Origin of the sequence: Pseudomonas sp. 2,4-D, from assembly GCF_030418155.1 — a bacterium.
GTDB lineage: Bacteria > Pseudomonadota > Gammaproteobacteria > Pseudomonadales > Pseudomonadaceae > Aquipseudomonas > Aquipseudomonas alloputida.
In genome coordinates, this window is record NZ_JAUHUI010000027.1 from 21432 (window position 1) to 42345 (window position 20914).

The window sequence follows — 20914 nt, forward strand, 5'->3', positions numbered from 1 at the left end:
AGTCGAAGCGCTTCGGCCTTACTGACTGCTCAACAAAAACAACACCAAGGAAGTGTCATGCGTATGGTCCCGTTCCAGTACCTGGCTCTCGCAGCCGCGATCCTGAGCTGTTCCTCGGTTTACGCCGCCACCCTGGAGGGTGGCGCGGTGGCCGCCCCCGATCAATATGGTGCACAGGTGGCCGCCGATATTCTGAAAAAGGGCGGCAACGCGGTGGACGCGGCAGTCGCGACTGCCTTCACCCTGGCGGTGACTTACCCGGAGGCCGGTAATATCGGCGGTGGCGGCTTCATGACCCTGTTCGTCGATGGCAAGCCTTACTTCCTCGACTACCGCGAAGTCGCGCCCAAGGCCGCCACCCGCAACATGTACCTGGACGACAAGGGCGAGGTCATCGAGAACCTCAGCCTGGTCGGGGCACGCGCAGCAGGTGTACCCGGTACGGTAATGGGCCTGTGGGAGGCGCACCAGAAGTTCGGCAAACTGCCTTGGAGCGAGTTGCTGACCCCGGCCATCGGCTATGCGAAAAACGGCTTCAAGGTGGCGGAAAAGCAGTACCAGTACCGCAACGATGCCCAGGGCATGTTCAAGACGGCGACCAACTTCAACGATTACTTCGGCAACATGAAGGTCGGCGAGCTGTTCAGGCAGCCGGAAATGGCCCAGACCCTGGAGCGTATAGCCGACAAGGGCGTGAGCGAGTTCTATCAAGGCAAGACCGCCGATTTGCTGGTGGCGCAGATGCAGGCTGACAAAGGCCTGATTACCAAAGATGACCTCAAGGATTACAAGGCGGTATGGCGTGAACCGATGGCCGTGAGCTGGCGTGGCAATGTGGTGTATACCGCGCCACCGCCGAGCTCAGGCGGTGTGGCGCTGGCCCAGTTGCTGGGCATCAAGGAAGACCGCGCGGCCGACTTCAAAGGGGTGGCGCATAACTCGGCGCAGTACATCCACCTGTTGGCCGAGATCGAGAAGCGGGTGTTCGCCGACCGCGCCGACTACCTGGGCGACCCGGCCTTCACCAAGGTGCCGGTGGACCAGCTGGTGGCCAAGGATTACCTGGCCAACCGCGCAGCCCAGGTCAACCCGAAGGCCATTTCCGCAACCGACAAAGTCAAGCCGGGCCTTGAACCGCACCAGACCACGCATTTCTCGATCGTCGACAAGCAGGGCAACGCGGTCAGCAATACCTACACCCTCAACCTCGACTACGGCAGTGGCGTCGTGGTGAAGGGTGCCGGTTTCCTGCTCAACGACGAGATGGATGACTTCAGCGCCAAGCCGGGGGCGGCGAACGCCTTTGGCGTGGTCGGCGGTGATGCCAACGCGATCGAACCGGGCAAGCGCATGCTGTCGTCGATGAGCCCCAGCCTGATGACCCGCGATGGCAAGGTCGAGCTGGTTATCGGTACCCCGGGTGGCTCGCGGATCTTCACCTCGATCTTCCAGGTGATGAACAACCTGTACGACTACGGCATGCCGCTGGACAAGGCGGTGGCGGCGCAGCGCGTGCACCATCAGTTGCTGCCCAAGGACACCATCTACTTCGACAGCTATGCGCCGCTGACCGGGCGGGTAGCTGAGGAGCTGAAGAAGATGGGCTATGTGCTGGAGGACCAGGGCTGGGAGATGGGCGACATCCAGGCGATCCGCGTCGATGGGGCGAAGCTTGAGACCGCTTCCGACCCACGTGGGCGTGGGGTGGGGATGATCGTCAAGTAGTGCCTGTGAGCACGCCGGGAGGGCTTTGCCCTCCTATCGCGACACAAGGCCGCTCCCACGAGGACCTGCGTACGTCGATCAATATGGGAGCGGCCTTGAGTCGCGAAAGGGCCGCAAAGCGGCCCGAGGTTCCAATGGTCAGACGCGGAATTGGCTGACCAGTGTCTGCAACTGCCCACCCAGCCGCGCCAGCTCTACACTCGACGCTGCCGTCTCGTCACTGGCTGCTGCGGTCTGCTCTGACACATCACGCACATTCAGGATGCTTCGGCTGATCTCTTCAGCCACCGCACTCTGCTGCTCTGCCGCCGCAGCAATCTGCTGGTTCATCGACTGGATGCTCGATACCGTACTGGTGATGCTCTCCAGCGATGACCCGGCCTTTCGCGCCAGTTCGACGCTGCTGTCGGTCAGGGTACGGCTGCCCTGCATGGCATTCGCCACTTGCTGGGTTCCGTGCTGCAGGCTGGCAATCAGCTCTTCGATCTCTTCGGTAGACTTCTGCGTGCGCTGGGCCAGGCCGCGCACTTCGTCGGCAACCACGGCAAAGCCACGGCCTGCCTCGCCGGCACGCGCCGCCTCGATCGCTGCGTTGAGCGCCAGCAGGTTGGTCTGTTCGGCCACCGACTTGATCACGTCCATCACGCTGCCGATTTTCTGGCTTTCCTGCTGCAGCAGGTTCATGGCCTCGGTGGAGCGGTGCATGTCTTCGGCCAAGCGTTCGATCTGGCCAATCGCTTCGCCCACCACGCGGTCGCCGGCACGGGCTTCGTCATCGGCTCCGGTGGCTGCATGTGAGGCCTGCTCGGCATTGCGCGCCACTTCCTGAACGGTAGCGGCCATTTCGTGCATGGCGGTGGCCACCTGGTCGGTCTCGACTTTCTGGCTGTTGGCGCCCGCGCTGGTCTGTTCGGTGACTGCCGACAGCTCTTCGGCGGCGCTGGCGATCTGGGTGACGCCATCGCGGATGCCGCTGATCAGCTCGCGCAGGGTGGTGCCCATGCGCGCGATGCCTTGCTGCAGCACGCCCAGTTCGTCACGGCGGGTGACGCGCATGTGCTGGGTAAGGTCGCCACTGGCGATTTTTTCCACGGCCACCAGGGTGTCTTGCAACGGGCGGGTGATCTGGCGGGTGATCAGCACCGCCGCCAGTACGCCGACCAGCAGCGCCAGCAGTGTGGCGATGGCCTGCAGGCTGCGGGCCTGGGTACTCTCGATGTCACGGCGCTCTAGCTGGATCTGGTACAGCGCGTCACTGCGCTTGACGATGTCGGCGCCCTGCACGGTCATTTCGGCGCGCGAGGTGGTGATGTTGGCAACCGCGTCGCGGAACTGGCGTACGGCGTCACGATAGGCCAGTACCGCGTTTTCGAACTGTTGCAGGCGCGCGTCTGCGCTGGGCAGCTGGCGCTTGAGGTTGTCGGTATCGGCCAGTGCTGCATCCAGCTGGCGCAAGGCGGCCTGCTCGTTGGCGCTGCTGTTCTCGGCGATGTAGCCACGCACATCGATGCGTACCTGCAGCAGTTGCTGGCGGGCCTTGCTGATCAGCTGGTACTGGGCCAGACGCACGCTGTCAGCCTCGGGGCGAGCCATCACCTCCTGGCTAAGCGCATCCATGGCCTGGTCGGCGCGAATGGCCGAGCTGTCCATGGAAACGCGCGCTGCGCGGGTGGCGTCGTAGCCCTGGCGCATCTTGTTCAGCGACAGCTTGTAGGCACTGATGGTATCGCCCAGCTCACCCAGCAGCTTGACGTTCTCCGGGCTTTTGAAGGTGGTGGCCAGGTAGGCCTGCTGCTTGCTGAATGCGTCCAGCTTGGCCAGGGTGTTGGCGGCGGCGGTATCGTCGCCGTTGGCGATCATGTACTGCAGGCGCGCAATGCGCAGATCGGTGAGGTCCTTGTTCAGCTGGCCAATATCGCCCATCCAGTTGCTACGGTCGATCAGGCTGCCCAGGCTGGTCCAGCCGGTGAGGGCCAGCAGGCCAGTGAGGACCAGCACCAGGCCGAAGCCCAGGCCGAGTTTAAGGTTGACGCTGATGTTGGCGAACCAGCTGTTCATGCACGCTCTCCAGAAGTTGATTTCGCTCTCTTGATCTTCGATCGCGAGGCGTTGTTGTTCTGGATGCCCGCTGATTCGTGCAGGGGTTATCGGCCATGATTGGGGAAGCTGAAACGCTTTTTCAGCAAAATATCAGCAAGACGGTCTCACTCGCTCCCTGTTGGGCCTGGGATCAGAGGGTGCGTGCGCTGAAGGTGTCGCAGCGGTTCACTTCACCTTCGGCAAACCCGGTCTTGAACCAGCGCACCCGCTGCGCCGAGGTACCGTGGGTGAACGAGTCCGGCACTACGCGGCCGCGGCCTTGCTGCTGCAGGCGATCGTCGCCAATGGCATTGGCCGCATTCAGCGCTTCCTCGACATCGCCTGGCTCCAGCCAGTTCAGGCGTTTCTGCGCCTGGTAGGCCCATACACCGGCCAGGCAGTCAGCCTGCAACTCCTGGCGCACCAACAGGCCGTTGTCGCCCTCCATGCGCTGGCCGGCGCGTCGTGCGGCATCGACCTTTGCCGAAACGCCCAGCAGTGTCTGCACATGGTGGCCGATTTCGTGGGCGATCACGTAGGCCTGGGCGAAGTCGCCAGCTGCAGCGAAGCGGGTTTCCATTTCACGGAAGAACGACATGTCCAGGTACACCCGCTGGTCCGCCGGGCAATAGAACGGCCCGACCGCTGCCGAGGCAAAACCACAGGCCGAATTGACCTGGCCGCTGAACAGGACCAGTTTGGGGTCACGGTATTGTTTGCCGGCCTGGGCGAACAGGGCTTTCCAGGTGTCCTCAGTGTCGCCCAGAATCGAGGCGACGAACTCGGCCTGCTGGTCGTTGGCCGGGGGGGCCTTGGCGCTTGTACCACTGGGGGCCGTTTGCTGTTGCTCCATCTGGCCGGTGAGCTGGCCAAGAATCTGCAGCGGGTCCTGCCCGGTGAGCCAGCCGATGCCGACGATCAGCAGAATCGCCCCGAGCCCCAGCCCCTTGCCGCCGCCGAAGCGCATGCCGCCACCGCCACCTTCGCCCCGGGCATCGACCACGTTGTCGCTGCGTCGGCCTTTTCGCCATTCCATGAATGCTCTCCCGAGCGTGAAACAAGAAGTCAAAGATTAGTTCAGGAAAGCGGCAGGTGTCAGGCAAAGGTGTTAAGCCATAACCATTTGGTTATGTATGAGGTGGTCGATTTCAATATTCATCGCGCGCGACCTGCCGGAAACTGCAAGTCCGCCTGCCACGCCCAGGCGTTCTCATAATTCCAAGAGAGGAAACCGGCATGCCCGCCCAGGACAACAGCCGCTTCGTGATCCGTGATCGCAACTGGCACCCTAAAGCCCTTACGCCTGACTACAAGACCTCCGTTGCCCGCTCGCCGCGCCAGGCACTGGTCAGCATTCCGCAGTCGATCAGCGAAACCACTGGTCCGGACTTTTCCCATCTGGGCTTCGGCGCCCACGACCATGACCTGCTGCTGAACTTCAATAATGGTGGGCTGCCCATTGGCGAGCGCATCATCGTCGCCGGCCGTGTCGTCGACCAGTACGGCAAGCCTGTGCCGAACACTCTGGTGGAGATGTGGCAAGCCAACGCCGGCGGCCGCTATCGCCACAAGAACGACCGCTACCTGGCGCCGCTGGACCCGAACTTCGGTGGTGTTGGCCGGTGCCTGACCGACCGTGACGGCTACTACAGCTTCCGCACCATCAAGCCGGGCCCGTACCCATGGCGCAACGGCCCGAACGACTGGCGCCCGGCGCATATCCACTTCGCCATCAGCGGCCCATCGATCGCCACCAAGCTGATCACCCAGCTGTACTTCGAAGGTGACCCGCTGATCCCGATGTGCCCGATCGTCAAGTCGATCGCCAACCCGCAAGCTGTGCAGCAGTTGATCGCCAAGCTCGACATGAGCAACGCCAACCCGATGGACTGCCTGGCCTACCGCTTCGACATCGTGCTGCGTGGCCAGCGCAAGACCCACTTCGAAAACTGCTGAGGACCCCGCCATGCCAATCGAACTGCTGCCGGAAACCCCTTCGCAGACTGCCGGCCCCTACGTGCACATCGGCCTGGCCCTGGAAGCCGCCGGCAACCCGACCCGCGACCAGGAAATCTGGAACTGCCTGGCCAAGCCAGACGCCCCGGGCGAGCACATTCTGCTGATCGGCCACGTTTACGACGGAAACGGCCACCTGGTGCGCGACTCGTTCCTAGAAGTGTGGCAGGCCGACGCCAACGGTGAGTACCAGGATGCCTACAACCTGGAAAACGCCTTCAACAGCTTTGGCCGCACGGCTACCACCTTCGATGCCGGTGAGTGGACGCTGCAAACGGTCAAGCCGGGTGTGGTGAACAACGCTGCTGGCGTGCCGATGGCGCCGCACATCAACATCAGCCTGTTTGCCCGTGGCATCAACATCCACCTGCACACGCGCCTGTATTTCGATGACGAGGCCCAGGCCAATGCCAAATGCCCGGTGCTCAACCTGATCGAGCAGCCGCAGCGGCGTGAAACCTTGATTGCCAAGCGTTGCGAAGTGGATGGGAAGACGGCATATCGCTTCGATATCCGTATTCAGGGGGAAGGCGAGACCGTTTTCTTCGACTTCTGAGGTGAAGCTTGGGGCCGCTTTGCGGCCCATTCGCGGGCAAGCCCGCTCCTACAACGATCTGCGTACGCCGAGCAATGGGCTGTACGCCGATCAATGTAGGAGCGGGCTTGCCCGCGAATGGGCTGCAAAGCAGCCCCGGCGATACAACGATCAGCGCCGAACCAGCAGAACCCCACTCTCCATATGGTGGGTATACGGGAACTGGTCAAACAATGCACAGCGCTCGATGCGGTGGGTGTCCTGCAACTGGGCAATGTTCGCTGCCAGCGTTTCCGGGTTGCACGAGATGTACAGGATGCGTTCGAAACGCCGGGTCAGCTCGCAGGTATCCGGGTCCATCCCGGCCCGCGGTGGGTCGACGAACACGGTACCGAACTGATAACTCTTCAGGTCGATGCCTTCCAGGCGACGGAACGGCCGCACCTCATTCAGTGCCTGGGTCAGCTCCTCTGCCGACAAGCGTACCAGCCGCACGTTATCCACAGCGTTTTCGTCAAGGTTGCTCAGGGCGGCATTGACCGACGTCTTGCTGATTTCGGTGGCCAGCACCTGGCGTACACGCGTGGCCAGCGGCAGGGTGAAGTTGCCGTTGCCGCAATACAGCTCCAGCAAGTCATCCTCACGCTCGCCAATGGCCTCGAAGGCCCAGCTGAGCATCTTCTGGTTCACTGCGCCGTTGGGCTGAGTGAACGCACCCTCCGGCTGGCGGTAACTGAACACGCGGCCAGCCACATCGAGTTTTTCCACCGCGTAGTCGCGGCCGATAACCAGGCGCTTGCCCTTGGAGCGGCCGATGACGCTCACCCCCAGCGCTTCAGCCAGTTGCCGGGCTTCCACTTCCCAGGCCTCGTCCAGCGGGCGGTGATAGCACATCGTGATCATCGCATCGCCAGCCAGGGTGGTGAGGAACTCCACCTGGAACAGGCGGTTGCCCAGTTCTTCGCTGGCCTGCCAGGCTGCCTTCAGGCGTGGCATCAACGCGTTGATGCGTTCGCTGGCAATGGGGAAATCGTCGATCAGGATTGCTTTGTGCTTCTCGCCCGGGGCGAACATGGCGTAGTGGCGCTGGCCATCCTCGCGCCACAGGCGGAACTCGGCGCGCAGGCGGTAATGCTCGCGCGGTGAGTCGAAAACAGCCGGTTCCGGCGCGCCGAATGGCGCCAGCAGCTCGCGCAGCCGGGCCACCTTGGCGTCCAGTTGGGTGGCGTAGGAGGAGGGGTCGAAAGCAGCACTCATGCGTTGAACCAGCCTAGCTTGATGACGAACAGGATGGAAAGGATCACCAAGGCCGGGTTCAGGTCGCCACGGCGGCCGGAAATCAGTTTGACGGCGGTCCAGGCGATGAAGCCGAAGGCGATGCCATTGGCGATCGAGTACGTCAGCGGCATGGCCAAGGCAGTTACCACCACCGGTGCAGCTTCGGTGACGTCGTCCCAGTTTATTTCCGCCAGGCCCGAGGCCATCAGCACGGCGACGAACAGCAGCGCCGGGGCCGTGGCGAACGCCGGCACGCTACCGGCCAAGGGGGCGAAGAACAGCGCCAGCAGGAACAGCACGGCAACCACGATGGCCGTCAGGCCGGTACGGCCGCCGGCGCTCACACCCGCAGCGGACTCGATATAGCTGGTGGTGGTCGAGGTGCCCAGCAGGGAGCCGGCCATGGCGGCGGTGCTGTCGGCGATCAGGGCGCGGCCCATCTTCGGCATGTGGCCGTCCTTGCCCATCAGGCCGGCGCGCTTGGCCACGGCGATCAGGGTGCCGGAGTTGTCGAACAGGTCGACGAACAGGAACGCGAAGATCACGCTGATCAAGCCCACATCAAGGGCACCGGCGATGTCCAGCTGCAGGAAGGTGGGTGCCAGCGAAGGTGGCATCGACACGATCCCCCCGAACGGCGTGACGCCCATGGCGATCGACGCGACGGTGACGGCCAGGATGCCGATCAGCACCGCGCCGCGCACTTTCAGCGACTCAAGGCCGACGATCAGGAAGAAGCCCAGTGTGGCGAGAATCACCGAAGGCTGCTTGAGGTCGCCCATGCCCACCAAAGTGGCTGGGTTATCGACGACGATGCCGGCATTATGCAGGGCGATCAATGCCAGGAAGAGGCCGATACCGGCGGCAATCGCCGAACGCAGCGGCAGCGGGATGCTGTTCACGATCCACTCGCGGATGCGGAAGATCGACAGCAGGAAGAACATCACCGCCGACAGGAACACGGCACCCAGTGCCACCTGCCAGGTGTGGCCCATGTGCAGCACCACGGTGTAGGTGAAGAACGCGTTCAGGCCCATGCCCGGTGCCAGGGCGATCGGGTAGTTGGCAATCAGGCCCATGGTGGCGGAGCCGATGGCTGCTGCCAGGCAGGTGGCGACGAAGATCGCGCCCTTGTCCATGCCGGTCTCGCCGAGGATGCTCGGGTTGACGAACAGGATGTAGGCCATGGCCAGGAAGGTGGTGACGCCCGCGAGAATCTCGGTGCGCACGTTGGTGTTGTGTGCTCTTAGTTGAAACAGCCTTTCCAGCATGCCCGCTCCCCAAGGCGCCCCCGGCGCCATGAATGTATCGACCCCATCAGCAAAGCACAGACCGTACCGGATGCCGTGGTTTTGTGTGGGGAGGAAAAAAGCCGCGCATCATACCAGCATGCATGGCGGGGGCCTATGGCCGTTGGGGAATGGGTTTTTCTGGCCCTTCACGGATAAAGTCCCCTGCAGGCGCGGGCTTGCCCGCGAACAGGCCGGCACTGGTGACGCATCACCCGTTATGCAACCGATCCCGCTTGGCCAGGGTAGGGAACAGTTTTATCCACACCCCGGTCACCACCAAGGTGCCCACCCCGCCCAGCACTACCGCCGGCACTGTACCAAACCAGTGCGCGGTCACTCCCGATTCGAACTCACCGAGCTGGTTCGAGGCACCGATGAACAAGCCGTTCACTGCGCTCACCCGCCCTCGCATTTCATCCGGTGTCTCCAGCTGCACGAACGAGCTGCGAATGACCATGCTGATCATGTCTGCCGCACCTAGTACCACCAGTACCGCCAGCGAGAACCAGAACGACGTCGACAGGCCGAAGGCGATGGTCGCCACGCCGAACACGCCGACCGCAGTGAACATCGTCCGCCCGACGTTGCGCTGGAACGGGAAGCGCGCCAGCCAGAGCGACATCAGCAACGCCCCCACCGCTGGCGCCGAGCGCAACAGGCCAAGGCCCATCGGCCCGGTCAGCAGGATGTCCTTGGCAAATACCGGCAGCAACGCGGTGGCTCCGCCCAACAATACGGCGAACAGGTCCAGCGAGATGGCGCCGAGGATGTCGGGCCGGCTGCGAATGAAGCGGATGCCAGCCAGCAGCGATTCGATGCTGGCGCGCCCGCGCTGTGCGATCTGGCCGCGCGCCTGCAGGGTCAGGGTCAGCACGCAGGCAATGGCGTACAAGGCCACCGTCGGGCCGTACACCCACATGCTGCCAAAGGCATACAGAAAGCCGCCCACCGCCGGCGCCACGATGGTCGCCGACTGGGTGGCCGAGGCCGACGCCGCCACTGCCCGCGGGAACAGCCCGGCCGGTACCACATTGGGCAACAACGCCTGGGTTGCCGGCATTTCGAATGAGCGGCTGGCGCCGAGCAGGAAGGCCAGGGCAAAGATCAGTTCGCGGGTGACGTTGTCGGTGGCACTGCCCACCGCCAGCGCCAGGGCAATCAGCCCCTGAAGGCTCTGGCACAGGGCGGCGACCTTGCGTCTGTCATAGCGGTCGGCGACATGGCCGGTGTGCAGCATGAACAGCACCCGTGGGGCGAACTCGACCAGGCCGACCAGGCCCAGGTCCAGTACGTTGCCGGTCAATTGGTAGAGGTGCCAGCCGATGGCCACGGTGAGCATCTGGAAGCCGCTGGCGGTGAATACGCGGGCCAGCCAGAAGGCCAGAAAAGGACGATGGTGACGCAACAACTGCGGTGCGGAATCGGACATCGGAAACCAGGGGCCTCGGCGCAGTAGAGGGGGGCGCAGCGTATCATCTGTTTGTAACAAACGGTTACTGTTTGCTCAGGTCGGCACTTTTCTACTGTTAATCAAAGAGGGTGAGGCAACAGGTCACGCGGCAATCCACCACACGGCCCACCGGGCCATTCGGGACTATGCTTCCTAGCATTCATTGATCTGGGTCAATCGTTCCAGATCAATGAAATGGCCGTCTGGCCGGAATCCCTGCGATCGAACAGAACAATTCCAACACGCCGTACTCGACCCAGTGGGGGCAGTGGGCGACTGGGGCCACAAGCCCGGACGCCGGATTATCTGAAGAGGAAGCACCATGTTCGGAATAGAGGCCTTAGAGCTCGCCCGAATGCAGTTTGCCTTTACCGTGTCGTTCCACATCCTGTTCCCGGCCATCACCATTGGCCTGGCCAGCTACCTGGCAGTCCTCGAAGGCCTATGGCTGCGGACCCACAACCAGGTCTACCGTGACCTCTATCACTTCTGGTCGAAGATCTTCGCCGTCAACTTCGGCATGGGCGTGGTCTCCGGACTGGTCATGGCCTACCAGTTCGGCACCAACTGGAGCCGCTTCTCCGACTTTGCCGGTGCCGTCACCGGCCCGCTGCTCACCTACGAAGTACTGACTGCGTTCTTCCTCGAGGCGGGCTTCCTGGGCGTCATGCTGTTTGGCTGGAACCGCGTCGGCCGTGGTCTGCACTTCTTCTCCACGGTGATGGTCGCGCTCGGTACGCTGGTCTCGACCTTCTGGATTCTCGCCTCGAACAGCTGGATGCAAACGCCGCAAGGTCACGAGATCATCGATGGTCGGGTGGTGCCGGTGGACTGGTTTGCGGTGGTGTTCAACCCCTCCTTCCCCTACCGCCTGATGCACATGGCCACTGCCGCGTTCGTGTCCACCGCGTTCTTCGTCGGTGCCTCGGCGGCCTGGCACCTGCTGCGCGGGCGTGACAACCCGGCCGTACGCAAGATGCTGTCGATGGCCATGTGGATGGCACTGATCGTCGCCCCGATTCAGGCAGTGATCGGCGATTTCCACGGCCTCAATACCCTCAAGCACCAGCCGGTGAAAATTGCCGCGATCGAAGGCCACTGGGAGAACGTGCCCGGTGAGCCGACTCCGCTGATCCTGTTCGGTATTCCCGACATGGAGGCCGAGACTACCCGGTTCAAGATCGAGATCCCGGCGCTCGGCAGCCTGATCCTGACTCACAGCCTGGACAAGCAGGTGCCGGCGATGAAGGAGTTCCCGCCCGAGGACCGGCCTAATTCGACCATTGTGTTCTGGTCGTTCCGGATCATGGTCGGGCTTGGTTTCCTGATGATCTTCGTTGGCCTGTGGAGCCTGTGGTTGCGCAAACGCGGCACGCTGTACAGTTCACGCCCGTTCCTGCATGTGGCCCTGTGGATGGGGCCATCCGGGCTGGTCGCGTTGCTGGCCGGTTGGTTCACCACCGAAATTGGCCGCCAGCCTTGGGTGGTGTACGGCCTGATGCGCACGGCGGACGGTGTTTCCAACCACAGCTACGCCCAGCTCGGCTTCACCCTTGTGGCATTCGTGGTGGTGTACTTCGCCCTGTTTGGCACCGGCCTTGGCTACATGATGCGCCTGGTGCGCAAAGGGCCGCAGACCGGTGAGGGTGACGAGCACACACCGGGAGGCCCAGGCCAGAAACGCACGCCGGCACGGCCTTTGTCCGCCGCCGATGATGGCCGCGAGGCCACCTCTGCCAGCCTGAACGAGGGGAACTGAACCATGGGTATCGACCTTCCACTGATCTGGGCCGTGATCATCATCTTCGGCGTCATGATGTACGTGGTGATGGACGGATTCGACCTGGGGATCGGCATGCTCTTCCCCTTCGTCAAGGGCGAGCAGGACCGTGATGTCATGATGAACACTGTCGCGCCGGTATGGGACGGCAACGAAACCTGGTTGATCCTGGGCGGTGCCGGACTGTTCGGGGCCTTCCCGATGGCGTATGCCGTGGTCCTCGAGGCCCTGTACCTGCCCCTGATCCTGATGCTGATCGGCCTGATCTTCCGGGGCGTGGCCTTCGAGTTCCGTTTCAAGGCCAAGGCCGACAAGCGGCACATCTGGGACAAGGCTTTTATCTGGGGTTCGCTGATCGCCACCTTCTTCCAGGGCGTGGCGTTGGGCGCGTTCCTGGAGGGGTTCAAGGTGGTCGACCGGCATTTTGCCGGTGGCACCCTGGACTGGCTGACCCCATTCAGCCTGTTCTGCGGGCTGGGGTTGATCGTGGCCTACACCTTGCTGGGTTGCACCTGGCTGATCATGAAGACCGAAGGGCCGCTGCAGCAGAAGATGCACGATATGGCCCGGCCGCTGGCGCTGGTGCTGCTGGTGGTTATCGGTATTGTCAGCCTGTGGACGCCAATCGCCTACCCACAGATTGCCGACCGCTGGTTCAGCATGCCCAACCTGATCTGGTTCATGCCGGTGCCGCTGCTGGTGCTGGTGACCTTCTACGGGTTGCTCAAAGCGGTGGCACGCAACGCGCACTACACGCCGTTCCTGCTCACGCTGGTACTGATCTTTCTTGGCTACAGCGGCTTGGGAATCAGCCTGTGGCCTAACATCATCCCGCCGTCGATTTCGATCTGGGATGCCGCAGCGCCACCGCAAAGCCAGGGCTTCATGCTGGTGGGTACCCTGTTCATCCTGCCGTTTATCCTCATGTATACCTTCTGGAGCTACTATGTGTTCCGCGGCAAGGTCACCCACGAAGACGGCTACCACTAGGAGGGCCGCAAGATGGCTGGCAAACATGGTTTGGAAGACAAGAAACCGCTGTGGCAGCGACTGGGTTGGCTGTTGCTGATCTGGGCGATGAGCGTCGCAGCGCTGGGTGTGGCGGCCTGGGTGATGCGGCTGTTCATGGGGGCGGCGGGCCTGACCACACATTGATAAAGAGCGGCAGCGGGCTTGCCCGCGAAGCAGGCAACGCGCTAGATGGCACCGGCGTTGCCGGTGTCCGCGGGCGAGCCCGCTCCTACGGGGGCGGTGGCGCGCTTACTTGCGGGCTTTCAGAATGACGAACTTGGGCGTTGCCGCCACCTGCTCCACCCCCCGGAACAACCGCGCCAGCTTGCTGTGATAGCCCAGGTGCCGGTTACCCACGATGTACAGCGCCCCACCTACCACCAGCGCTTCACGCGCCTGCTGGAACATGCGCCAGGCGAGGAAATCGCCTACTACCTGCTGTTGGTGGAACGGCGGGTTGCACAGCACCACGTCCAGCGACTGTTTCTCCAGCCCGGCCAGGCCATCGGCCGCGAGGAAGGTCGCCGGGCGCTCGCCCAACGCTGCCAGCCAGTTCTCCTGCGCCGACTGCACTGCCATGTACGACTCGTCGACCAGGGTGTACTCGGCCTCCGGGTTGGCCAGGGCGCTGGCGATCGCGAGCACGCCGTTGCCGCAGCCCAGGTCTGCCACCCGCGCACGGCCGAGGTCGCGTGGCAGATGCGGGAGGAACGCCCGCGTCCCGATATCCAGGCCTTCACGGCAGAACACGTTGGCGTGGTTGATCAAGTCAAGTGCCGGCGCGTCGAGGCGGTAGCAGCTGGGGTAGGGGGACTTGGCGAGCGGCCGCTCGGCAACCGTTGCTGTCAGCAAACGGGCCTTTTTCAGGGCCAGCGAAGCCTGTACGGGGCCGATGTACTTCTCCATCAGGTCGCCGGCCGCCCGCGGCAGGTGCTTGATCATCGCCCCGGCAATCACCTGCGCACCGGGTGCCAACTGGCCTTGCAGGCGGATCAGTTGTTCTTCGAGCAGGGCCAAGGTCTTGGGCACACGCACCAGCACCCGGTCGAACGGGCCTTGCCAGTGTTCGCTGGCCGGTACGAACGGCACACTGTCGAACGGCAGGCCATTGCGCGCCAGGTTCTTTTCCAGGGCCAGGTGCCCCAGGTGCGAGTCACCGCTGCTGACCACCTGCAGCTGGCCCGCAAGGCTTGCGGCCAGGGCACCGAAGCTGTCATTGAGCACCAGTACCCGGCAATTGGCGTCGGGTGCCTGATCGTGTAGCTGCGCAAGCAGGTACTCGTCGGCGGCATCGAAGGCCTGCAACGGGTCGTTGGCCTGCTCCGGCTGGCGGATCAGGTCGAGTTCGGCGTAGGGGGTGGTCAACAGGGGCATGGCGTCTGGCTCGGGTACGAAACTGCCCGTTGCGGTTCGCTCCGGGCTTTGCCGGGCGATTCTACAGGGCTTTGCCCGAGGTCGCAGGTTCGAAGATCAGATCCAGCCACGCAAGGCGGCAATGGCAATGGCTCCGGCCTTGTTGGCTGCGTTGGTCTTGGTGATCACGCTGCGGATATGGAAGTTGACCGTGCTTTGCGACAGCGAGAGGATGGAGGCAACATCGGCAGCGGTCTTGCCGGCGGCAGACCATTTCAGCACTTCCAGTTCGCGCTCGCTCATTTTCGGCTGGGGTGGGCATAGCGCGTTCAGATGGTGCTCGCCCAGTACCGCGTGAAGGGCGTGGCACAGCCACTGCACACTCCCGGCTTTGTCGTACAGTTCGACCTCATCGATGGGGCCGTTTGGCCGAGCGACACTGATCTGGCTTTCGTTGTGCTGCTGATCGTGAAGCGACTGTGTCCAGCCGTGGCGCAAGCCATGCAGGCAGGCCATTTCGCGAAATTGCGGGGCTTCCTTGTAAAGCTCATCGGTCCACAGCACCGGCATCGTCGAGCTGTGGCTCAGGTTCGCCGCCGGGTCCTGCTTGTAGAAATCGTCGCGCTGGTAGCGCTCGATCCACTCACTTGGGTAGTTGCTATAGAGGTACAGCCTTGGCGTTTGCGTAGCGATCTGAATGCGGATGTTCAGCCCAAGGTAATCCATGTCCAGGTCCTGAGCCAGATGGACTGCAATGTCGAATAGCTTCTGCGGGCTGCGTTCGCTGACGAACGCCTGAAGATACTCGGGTTTCCAGTGAAGCATCTGAAACACTCCTTCGGGTGCACAGGATCCAATCCGTTTGAGTACCCGGATGATTGTAGGAAAAGACCTACCATCCTGTTGGGATTTTTTTGTTATAGCGAACAGGATTTTCTGCGAGTTCGGCACGATCACCCTTGATGAGGCCCTACAAAGCGGTGGTTTTTATCCTGGCCACTTTAGGCGACACTGTGCACACGCCAACCCTGGAGCCCGATATGACCGCTAGCGCCGAAAAGTTCACTCGCCAGACACTGCTTGATGTTCAGCCACTGACGCCGAACCTCTTCAGCCTGCGGGTTACGCGCGATGCGGGGTTCCGCTTCCGTTCCGGCCAATTCGCCCGGCTAGGTGTGACCAAGGCCGATGGTAGTGTGGTGTGGCGCGCCTATTCCATGGTCAGCGCCCCCCATGACGAGCACCTGGATTTCTTTTCCATCGTGGTGCCAGGTGGTGAGTTCACCAGTGAGCTGAGCCGTTTGGGTGCAGGCGATACGTTGCTGATCGACCGCCAGGCGTTCGGTTTTCTCACCCTCGACCGCTTCGTCGGAGGTCGTGACCTGTGGCTGCTGGCTACCGGTACCGGCATTGCGCCATTTATGTCGATCCTGCAGGACTTCGAGGCCTGGGAGCGCTTTGACAGCATCAAGCTGGTGTATTCAGTGCGCGAAGCGAAGGAGCTGGCCTATGTGGATGAAATTGCCGGCCTGGAACAGCGCGATTACCTGGCCGAGTACGCGGGCAAGTTGCAGTTCATTCCCGTGGTGACCCGTGAACAGCACCCCGGGGCCTTGAATCAGCGCATTACCACGTTGATCGAGAATGGCGAGCTGGAGAAGGCGGCAGGGCTTGAACTGTCGCCGGAGCATTCGCGGGTGATGCTGTGCGGTAACCCGGAAATGATCGACGAAACCCGCAAGGTCCTCAAGGCGCGAGACCTGCAACTGAGCCTGAGCAAGCGGCCCGGGCAGGTGGCTGTCGAGAACTACTGGTAAGACAATTGCGGCCGTTGTGGGCCTGTAGGCGCAGGTTAACCCGCGAAAGGGCCGGCCCTGCTGGCCAATTTCCACCCGCCGTTCACCGTTGCCGCCACCACCGTATTCGCGGGTAAACCCGCTCCTACGCAGATTGGTGGTGGACACACATCGGAGGTTTAACACAGGCCGCCGTAGGAGCGGGTTTACCCGCGAACACCGGCAGAGCCGGTGCCATCCACCGCACTGGATTCTTCGCCAGCATGCCCGCTCCTACAGCGCCCCCGGCAATTTCAAGGCAAGCGATTCTGGTTCTGCGTCTTGAGCAAATCGCGGATTTCGGTCAGCAGCGTCTCTTCAGCCGAAGGCACAGGCGGCGTAGTCGGTGCCACGGCTTCTTCACGCTTGAGCTTGTTGATCGCCTTCACGCCCATGAAGATGGCAAAGGCCACGATCAGGAAGTCGATCACGGTCTGGATGAACTTGCCATACGCCAGCATCACCGCTGGCACGTCACCTTCGGCAGCCTTCAGGGTAATGGCCAGGTCGCTGAAGTCCACGCCACCGATCAGCAGGCCCAGTGGCGGCATGATCACGTCGCCGACGAAGGACGAGACGATCTTGCCGAAGGCCGCGCCGATGATGATACCGACCGCCATGTCGACGACATTGCCTTTGACTGCGAAAGCCTTGAACTCGTTGAGCACGCCCATGTTTGGTTCCTTGTAACAAAAGGTGAGGTTAACGCAGTGTAAGCCACTTAAACGCTTCATGCGTTGTGTTCAGGGCTACTGACTGCAGTTAGAACGAATAGTTTTGTCGCATCTCGAGGCGTTCGAGACACGTCCTGCTCGGTTATCATGGCGAATTTTTCCAGGAGACCCCACTCATGGCCAAGGCCAAGCGCTTGTATGGCTGCACCGAATGCGGCGCGACCTTCCCCAAATGGGCCGGCCAGTGCGGCGAATGCGGGGCCTGGAACACCCTGGTCGAAACCATGATCGAAAGCGGCGGCGCTGCTGCACCCAGTAGCGGCCGCGCTGGCTGGACAGGGCAGCAGGCGCAGATCAAGACCCTGGCCGAGGTCAGTGTCGAGGAAATCCCGCGTTTCACCACCAGCAGCACCGAACTGGACCGTGTGCTGGGTGGCGGCCTGGTGGATGGCTCGGTGGTGCTGATTGGCGGTGACCCCGGCATCGGCAAATCGACCATTTTGCTACAGACCTTGTGCAACATCGCCGTGGGCATGCCGGCACTGTATGTCACGGGGGAGGAGTCGCAGCAGCAGGTGGCCATGCGCTCGCGGCGGCTGGGCCTACCCCAGGACCAGCTCAAGGTGATGACCGAAACCTGCATCGAGACGATCATTGCCACGGCGCGGGTCGAGAAGCCGCGGGTAATGGTGATCGACTCGATCCAGACCATTTTCACCGAGCAGTTGCAATCGGCCCCGGGCGGCGTGGCCCAGGTGCGCGAAAGCACAGCGTTGCTGGTGCGCTATGCCAAGCAAAGCGGTACAGCAATCTTTCTGGTCGGCCACGTGACCAAGGAAGGCTCGCTGGCTGGCCCAAGGGTGCTGGAGCACATGGTCGACACGGTGCTGTATTTCGAAGGTGAGTCCGATGGCCGGCTGCGCTTGCTGCGGGCGGTCAAGAACCGCTTTGGCGCGGTCAACGAGCTGGGCGTGTTCGGCATGACCGATCGTGGCCTCAAGGAGGTATCCAACCCGTCGGCGATCTTCCTCAACCGTACTCAGGAAGAGGTGCCGGGTAGCGTGGTGATGGCAACCTGGGAGGGTACCCGGCCAATGCTGGTCGAGGTGCAGGCGCTGGTCGACGATAGCCATCTGGCCAACCCGCGGCGGGTAACCTTGGGCCTGGACCAGAACCGTCTGGCCATGTTGTTGGCCGTGCTCCACCGCCATGGCGGTATCCCGACCCATGACCAGGATGTGTTTCTCAACGTGGTCGGCGGGGTGAAGGTGCTGGAAACGGCTTCGGACCTGGCGCTGCTGGCGGCGGTGATGTCCAGCTTGCGTAACCGGCCACTGGCCCATGGTTTGCTGGTGTTTGGCGAGATCGGCTTGTCGGGCGAGGTACGGCCGGTACCCAGTGGCCAGGAGCGCTTGAAGGAAGCGGCCAAGCACGGCTTCAAGCGTGCCATCGTACCCAAGGGCAATGCGCCGAAAGAAGCGCCTGCGGGGTTGCAGGTGATTGCCGTTACCCGCCTGGAACAGGCGCTGGATGCATTGTTCGAATAGCGTGCAGGAGCGAGCAAGCTCGCTCCTGCAACCCGTCAGTGCTCGGCAACGGCCGTGCGCCTGACTGTTTCATTGCCATGCTCGTCCAGTTCCAGCATCGGTACTTCGTTACCCTCGGCATCGAACAGCTTGCCATCTTTGAAGTAGTCCCCATCACGCAGCGCGGAAATGTCCGAATACTGGATGGTGCGCTCATAGGCTGCAGCGAACACTGACTGGTTTTCCGAGTTGCCGGTGGTGAAATGGTTGAAGATCAGGTTCAGCAGGATGGCCATGATCGCCGCCGAGCTGATGCCGGAGTGGAAGATGGTCTCGAACCAGTTCGGGAAGTGGTGGTAGAAGGTCGGCGCGGCAATCGGGATCATGCCGAAGCCCAGCGAGGCCGCGACGATGATCAGGTTGACGTTGTTCTTGTAGCTGACCTTGGACAGGGTGCGGATACCGCTGGCCGCCACGGTACCGAACAGCACGATACCGGCGCCGCCCAGTACCGGGGTAGGCACGGCGGCAATCACCCGGCCCATGACTGGCAGCAGGCCGAGTACCACCAAAATCACGCCGCCGGTAGCCACCACGTAGCGGCTCTTGACGCCGGTCACGGCCACCAGGCCGACGTTCTGGGCGAACGCGCTCTGGGTGAACGAACCGAAAATCGGCGCCAGGATGCTCGATGCCATGTCGGCGCGCAGGCCGTTGCCCAGGCGCTTGGAGTCCACCTTGGTGTCGATGATCTCACCCACGGCGAGGATATCGGCCGACGTTTCCACCAGGGTCACCATGATCACGATGCACATCGACAGGATCGCGGCGATGTGGAACTCCGGCATGCCAAAGTGGAACGGCGTGGGGAAGGCGAACATCGGGCCTTCGCTGACCTTGCTGAAATCGGTCATGCCCAGTGCCCAGGCGATCAGCGTGCCAACCACCATGGCCAGCAGGATCGACAGGCGTGAGATGGTGGCGCTGCCAAGCTTGCTCAGCAGCAGCACGATGGCGAAGGTCAGCCCGGCCAGGCCGATGTTGGCCATGCTGCCGAACTCCGGCGAGGCGCTGTTGCCACCCATCACCCAGCGTGCGGCAACCGGCATCAGGGTCAGGCCGATGGTGGTGATGACGATACCGGTCACCAGCGGCGGGAAGAACTTGGTGATGCGCGAAAACACCGGTGTGATCAGAAAGCCGATCAGCGATGCAGCCATGACCGCGCCGAGCACCCCTGGCAGGCCACCGCCCCCCTCGCTGCTCAGGATCGCGCCCATGGTCGCCACACCGGCGAACGACACGCCTTGCACGAGTGGCAACTGGCAACCGAAGAATGGCAGGCCAAGGGTCTGCAGCAGGGTGGCAAGGCCACCGGCGAACAGCGAGGCGGCGATCAGCATGCCGATTTCGGCACCATTCAGGCCCGCGGCCTGCCCCAGGATCAGGGGTACTGCGACGATCCCACCATACATGGTCAGCACATGCTGCAGACCATAGGCCAGGTTGGCACCAAGGCCGAGGTTTTCATCCTCGGGCCGCTTGGCGGGAGACGTGCTAGGGGACGTAGTCATGGAGCAGGCTCTCTGTTTATTGTTGTGCCGCTACTGTAGACACTTCCTACAATTGATTGCTACAAGAATTGTATACAATATTTTGATCGGAGCGCGAACAGATCCGGCTGCAGGGTGTGTTAAAACCCAATGCAGAAGGCGTACCAACTTGGCAGAAGCTGTATTGGAAGGGTGTGTACAAAGCATCGCTACCCAGGCTTAAAGCTGTCTGGGTAGACAAGAAACACCAGACGGGAAGGCTATTAGCTAGCTAAGAGATTTCATTATTCGATGAGTTCGCGCAGCTCACGCATCATTTCGGTGCTGTCAGCCACGTTCAACTCCACAAGACGGTGCAAATGGCTCATCGAATCGAGGTCGATGTACAGGCAGATGAAGCCCAGGCGGTCCGGTTCTTCGTGGCGCAGTTCGACCTGCATCTGCACACGGGCATCTTCGTTCAGCTCGATGATGGCGTCGAAGTCCTGAGTCAGGTCGGCATCCCAGCCTGCGGGGCGTTCGATCAGCAAGCCTTTGAGTGAAAGGTCCAGCAGTTTTGCAGGCCAGCGTTTCAGCCCCTGGCGCAGCTCGATGGGGGCATCGAAGTCGATGCGTTGAAAGCGGCGGCGTTCGTCATGATCGCTCATGGCTTGGATCCTCGAATAGGTCATCAGGTGTCATCCTGACTATAGTTAGAGTTGCATGTGCATCAGGTACTGCAATCTGGCCGCAGAGGCTCTAGAACGAAGCAAGTGTGGCAATGCTGCTTGACTGGCCCTAGACTCGGTGGGCGGTCTTTCCAATCCA

Annotated in this window: 18 protein-coding genes; 8 read left to right on the forward strand and 10 right to left on the reverse strand. The window is 62.2% G+C overall.

Annotated features, from left to right (window positions below; all coding sequences use genetic code 11):
• Positions 1–57 precede the first annotated feature (57 nt).
• A complete protein-coding gene (gene ggt / locus QYE47_RS18330) occupies positions 58–1725 on the forward strand; it encodes a gamma-glutamyltransferase (RefSeq protein ID WP_019438406.1) in 1668 nt (555 codons plus the stop codon).
• A gap of 138 nt (positions 1726–1863) precedes the next feature.
• Here ggt and QYE47_RS18335 read toward each other — a convergent pair whose 3' ends face one another.
• Both QYE47_RS18335 and QYE47_RS18340 read right to left on the reverse strand, forming a co-directional pair.
• Positions 1864–3783 carry a methyl-accepting chemotaxis protein gene (locus tag QYE47_RS18335; protein ID WP_019438405.1) on the reverse strand — a complete coding sequence of 640 codons (1920 nt, stop codon included), beginning with the start codon at positions 3781–3783 and terminating at the stop codon, positions 1864–1866.
• 172 nt (positions 3784–3955) lie between these two features.
• Entirely contained in the window at positions 3956–4840 is an 885-nt protein-coding gene (locus QYE47_RS18340) for a neutral zinc metallopeptidase (RefSeq protein ID WP_014592361.1), read from the reverse strand.
• Positions 4841–5040: 200 nt separating this feature from the next.
• On the opposite strand from QYE47_RS18340, the gene pcaH reads away from it, so the two are divergent.
• Both pcaH and pcaG read left to right on the forward strand, forming a co-directional pair.
• Entirely contained in the window at positions 5041–5760 is a 720-nt protein-coding gene (gene pcaH / locus QYE47_RS18345) for a protocatechuate 3,4-dioxygenase subunit beta (RefSeq protein ID WP_009682255.1), read from the forward strand.
• Between the two features lie 10 nt (positions 5761–5770).
• A complete protein-coding gene (pcaG, locus tag QYE47_RS18350) occupies positions 5771–6376 on the forward strand; it encodes a protocatechuate 3,4-dioxygenase subunit alpha (protein ID WP_010955312.1) in 606 nt (201 codons plus the stop codon).
• A 150-nt stretch (positions 6377–6526) separates the two neighbouring features.
• Here pcaG and trmA read toward each other — a convergent pair whose 3' ends face one another.
• From trmA to QYE47_RS18365, 3 genes are all read right to left on the reverse strand, one after another.
• Positions 6527–7612: a tRNA (uridine(54)-C5)-methyltransferase TrmA gene (gene trmA, locus QYE47_RS18355; RefSeq protein ID WP_004575991.1), complete on the reverse strand. Its 1086-nt coding sequence runs from the start codon at positions 7610–7612 to the stop codon at positions 6527–6529.
• On the reverse strand, positions 7609–8904 hold the full coding sequence (locus QYE47_RS18360; protein ID WP_014592360.1) for an NCS2 family permease: 1296 nt from the start codon (positions 8902–8904) through the stop codon (positions 7609–7611). The genes trmA and QYE47_RS18360 overlap by 4 nt, the downstream gene beginning before the upstream one ends.
• A gap of 229 nt (positions 8905–9133) precedes the next feature.
• The gene (locus QYE47_RS18365; protein ID WP_019438404.1) at positions 9134–10354 is read right to left on the reverse strand and encodes an MFS transporter; all 1221 of its coding nucleotides are present in this window, start codon (positions 10352–10354) and stop codon (positions 9134–9136) included.
• A 343-nt stretch (positions 10355–10697) separates the two neighbouring features.
• Here QYE47_RS18365 and QYE47_RS18370 point away from each other — a divergent pair, with 343 nt between their 5' ends.
• The 3 genes from QYE47_RS18370 to QYE47_RS18380 are packed head-to-tail and all read left to right on the forward strand — an operon-like array spanning position 10698 to position 13310.
• Positions 10698–12134, forward strand: a complete 1437-nt coding sequence (locus tag QYE47_RS18370) for a cytochrome ubiquinol oxidase subunit I (RefSeq protein WP_010955309.1) — start codon at positions 10698–10700, stop codon at positions 12132–12134.
• 3 nt (positions 12135–12137) lie between these two features.
• Entirely contained in the window at positions 12138–13145 is a 1008-nt protein-coding gene (gene cydB / locus QYE47_RS18375; protein WP_003251612.1) for a cytochrome d ubiquinol oxidase subunit II, read from the forward strand.
• Positions 13146–13157: 12 nt separating this feature from the next.
• Complete coding sequence (locus QYE47_RS18380) at positions 13158–13310, forward strand: DUF2474 domain-containing protein (RefSeq protein ID WP_064328605.1); 153 nt, start codon at positions 13158–13160, stop codon at positions 13308–13310.
• Between the two features lie 105 nt (positions 13311–13415).
• Here the strand turns inward: QYE47_RS18380 and QYE47_RS18385 are convergent, their stop codons facing one another.
• Both QYE47_RS18385 and QYE47_RS18390 read right to left on the reverse strand, forming a co-directional pair.
• Positions 13416–14540, reverse strand: a complete 1125-nt coding sequence (locus QYE47_RS18385; RefSeq protein WP_070384342.1) for a methyltransferase — start codon at positions 14538–14540, stop codon at positions 13416–13418.
• 96 nt (positions 14541–14636) lie between these two features.
• A complete protein-coding gene (locus QYE47_RS18390) occupies positions 14637–15344 on the reverse strand; it encodes an autoinducer binding domain-containing protein (RefSeq protein ID WP_014592356.1) in 708 nt (235 codons plus the stop codon).
• A gap of 215 nt (positions 15345–15559) precedes the next feature.
• On the opposite strand from QYE47_RS18390, the gene QYE47_RS18395 reads away from it, so the two are divergent.
• Entirely contained in the window at positions 15560–16336 is a 777-nt protein-coding gene (locus QYE47_RS18395) for a ferredoxin--NADP reductase (protein WP_014592355.1), read from the forward strand.
• A 272-nt stretch (positions 16337–16608) separates the two neighbouring features.
• Here the strand turns inward: QYE47_RS18395 and mscL are convergent, their stop codons facing one another.
• On the reverse strand, positions 16609–17028 hold the full coding sequence (gene mscL, locus QYE47_RS18400) for a large-conductance mechanosensitive channel protein MscL (protein ID WP_014592354.1): 420 nt from the start codon (positions 17026–17028) through the stop codon (positions 16609–16611).
• Positions 17029–17204: 176 nt separating this feature from the next.
• Here mscL and radA point away from each other — a divergent pair, with 176 nt between their 5' ends.
• Complete coding sequence (gene radA, locus QYE47_RS18405; RefSeq protein ID WP_003251626.1) at positions 17205–18575, forward strand: DNA repair protein RadA; 1371 nt, start codon at positions 17205–17207, stop codon at positions 18573–18575.
• A 35-nt stretch (positions 18576–18610) separates the two neighbouring features.
• Here radA and QYE47_RS18410 read toward each other — a convergent pair whose 3' ends face one another.
• Entirely contained in the window at positions 18611–20128 is a 1518-nt protein-coding gene (locus QYE47_RS18410) for a nucleobase:cation symporter-2 family protein (RefSeq protein WP_014592353.1), read from the reverse strand.
• A gap of 263 nt (positions 20129–20391) precedes the next feature.
• Positions 20392–20754 carry a PilZ domain-containing protein gene (locus QYE47_RS18415; RefSeq protein ID WP_003251630.1) on the reverse strand — a complete coding sequence of 121 codons (363 nt, stop codon included), beginning with the start codon at positions 20752–20754 and terminating at the stop codon, positions 20392–20394.
• Between the last annotated feature and the right edge of the window lie 160 nt (positions 20755–20914).